The sequence below is a fragment of the Prevotella sp. genome (assembly GCF_036570325.1).
Classification (GTDB): domain Bacteria; phylum Bacteroidota; class Bacteroidia; order Bacteroidales; family Bacteroidaceae; genus Prevotella.
The window spans coordinates 1-3038 of the sequence record NZ_DATCYK010000112.1 but is presented as its reverse complement, the minus strand read 5'-3'; the positions used below and the strand labels follow the sequence as shown (position 1 = coordinate 3038).

The 3038-nt window shown below is 51.8% G+C and carries 2 tRNA genes and 2 rRNA genes; all 4 read left to right on the top strand.

Annotation, left to right across the window (positions count from 1 at the left end):
• Window positions 1-97 (top strand): 16S ribosomal RNA (locus VIR50_RS10540); the annotation flags it as partial.
• 68 nt (window positions 98-165) lie between these two features.
• Window positions 166-242: transfer RNA gene (locus VIR50_RS10535), tRNA-Ile, on the top strand.
• Between the two features lie 42 nt (window positions 243-284).
• Window positions 285-360: transfer RNA gene (locus tag VIR50_RS10530), tRNA-Ala, on the top strand.
• A 174-nt stretch (window positions 361-534) separates the two neighbouring features.
• Window positions 535-3038 (top strand): 23S ribosomal RNA (locus VIR50_RS10525); the annotation flags it as partial.

Below are 3038 nucleotides of genomic sequence, written 5' to 3'. Positions count from 1 at the left end.
AACCTTCGGGAGGGCGCTTACCACTTTGTGATTCATGACTGGGGTGAAGTCGTAACAAGGTAACCGTAGGGGAACCTGCGGTTGGATCACCTCCTTACCTTAAAGAAGCGTACTTTGCAGTGCTCACACAGATTGTCTGATGAAAATGAGCAGTAAAACCTCTACAGGCTTGTAGCTCAGGTGGTTAGAGCGCACCCCTGATAAGGGTGAGGTCGGTGGTTCAAGTCCACTCAGGCCTACCAAATTTGCACCGCAAATTTGAAGAGGTTTTAACTACATGTTATGGGGCTATAGCTCAGCTGGGAGAGCGCCTGCTTTGCACGCAGGAGGTCTGCGGTTCGATCCCGCATAGCTCCACCATCTCTGTAGTGATTAAATAAAAAATACTTCAGAGTGTACCTGCAAAGGTTCACTGCGAAGTTTTGCTCTTTAAAAATCTGGATCAAGCTGAAAATTGAAACACTGAACAATGAAAGTTGTTCGTGAGTCTCTCAAATTTTCGCAACTCTGAAGTGAAACATCTTCGGGTTGTGAGGTTAAGCGACTAAGCGTACACGGTGGATGCCCTGGCAGTCAGAGGCGATGAAGGACGTGCTAATCTGCGATAAGCGTCGGTGAGGTGATATGAACCGTTATAACCGGCGATTTCCGAATGGGGAAACCCAGTGTGTTTCGACACACTATCATTAACTGAATCCATAGGTTAATGAGGCGAACCGGGGGAACTGAAACATCTAAGTACCCCGAGGAAAAGAAATCAACCGAGATTCCCCCAGTAGCGGCGAGCGAACGGGGAGGAGCCCAGAGCCTGAATCAGTGTGTGTGTTAGTGGAAGCGTCTGGAAAGGCGTGCGATACAGGGTGACAGCCCCGTACACAAAAATGCACATATTGTGAGCTCGATGAGTAGGGCGGGACACGTGGTATCCTGTCTGAATATGGGGGGACCATCCTCCAAGGCTAAATACTCCTGACTGACCGATAGTGAACCAGTACCGTGAGGGAAAGGCGAAAAGAACCCCGGCGAGGGGAGTGAAAAAGAACCTGAAACCGTGTACGTACAAGCAGTGGGAGCCTCTTAATGGGGTGACTGCGTACCTTTTGTATAATGGGTCAGCGACTTATATTCTGTAGCAAGGTTAACCGAATAGGGGAGCCGAAGGGAAACCGAGTCTTAACTGGGCGTTAAGTTGCAGGGTATAGACCCGAAACCCGGTGATCTAGCCATGGGCAGGTTGAAGGTTGGGTAACACTAACTGGAGGACCGAACCGACTAATGTTGAAAAATTAGCGGATGACTTGTGGCTGGGGGTGAAAGGCCAATCAAACCGGGAGATAGCTGGTTCTCCCCGAAAGCTATTTAGGTAGCGCCTCGTGAATTCATCTCCGGGGGTAGAGCACTGTTTCGGCAAGGGGGTCATCCCGACTTACCAACCCGATGCAAACTGCGAATACCGGAGAATGTTATCACGGGAGACACACGGCGGGTGCTAACGTCCGTCGTGAAGAGGGAAACAACCCAGACCGCCAGCTAAGGTCCCAAAGTCATGGTTAAGTGGGAAACGATGTGGGAAGGCCCAGACAGCCAGGATGTTGGCTTAGAAGCAGCCATCATTTAAAGAAAGCGTAATAGCTCACTGGTCGAGTCGGCCTGCGCGGAAGATGTAACGGGGCTAAACCATGCACCGAAGCTGCGGCAGCGACACTATGTGTTGTTGGGTAGGGGAGCGTTCTGTAAGCCTGTGAAGGTGGCCTGTGAGGGTTGCTGGAGGTATCAGAAGTGCGAATGCTGACATAAGTAACGATAAAGCGGGTGAAAAGCCCGCTCGCCGGAAGACCAAGGGTTCCTGTCCAACGTTAATCGGGGCAGGGTGAGTCGACCCCTAAGGCGAGGCCGAAAGGCGTAGTCGATGGGAAACAGGTTAATATTCCTGTACTTGGTGTTACTGCGAAGGGGGGACGGAGAAGGCTATGTTGGCCGGGCGACGGTTGTCCCGGTTTAAGCGTGTAGGCTGGTTTTCCAGGCAAATCCGGAAAACCAAGGCTGAGGCGTGATGACGAAGCACTACGGTGCTGAAGCGACAAATGCCCTGCTTCCAGGAAAAGCCTCTAAGCATCAGGTAACATCAAATCGTACCCCAAACCGACACAGGTGGTCAGGTAGAGAATACCAAGGCGCTTGAGAGAACTCGGGTGAAGGAACTAGGCAAAATGGTGCCGTAACTTCGGGAGAAGGCACGCTGATATGTAGGTGAAGCGACTTGCTCGTGGAGCTGAAATCAGTCGAAGATACCAGCTGGCTGCAACTGTTTATTAAAAACACAGCACTGTGCAAACACGAAAGTGGACGTATACGGTGTGACGCCTGCCCGGTGCCGGAAGGTTAATTGATGGGGTTAGCGGTAACGCGAAGCTCTTGATCGAAGCCCCGGTAAACGGCGGCCGTAACTATAACGGTCCTAAGGTAGCGAAATTCCTTGTCGGGTAAGTTCCGACCTGCACGAATGGCGTAATGATGGCCAGGCTGTCTCCACCCGAGACTCAGTGAAATTGAACTCGCTGTGAAGATGCAGTGTACCCGCGGCAAGACGGAAAGACCCCGTGAACCTTTACTATAGCTTGACACTGAACATTGAGCCTTGATGTGTAGGATAGGTGGGAGGCTTTGAAGTGTGGACGCCAGTCTGCATGGAGCCGACCTTGAAATACCACCCTTTAATGTTTGATGTTCTAACGTTGGCCCGTAATCCGGGTTGCGGACAGTGTCTGGTGGGTAGTTTGACTGGGGCGGTCTCCTCCTAAAGAGTAACGGAGGAGCACGAAGGTTGGCTAATCCTGGTCGGACATCAGGAGGTTAGTGCAATGGCATAAGCCAGCTTGACTGCGAGCGTGACGGCGCGAGCAGGTGCGAAAGCAGGTCATAGTGATCCGGTGGTTCTGAATGGAAGGGCCATCGCTCAACGGATAAAAGGTACTCCGGGGATAACAGGCTGATACCGCCCAAGAGTTCATATCGACGGCGGTGTTTGGCACCTCGAT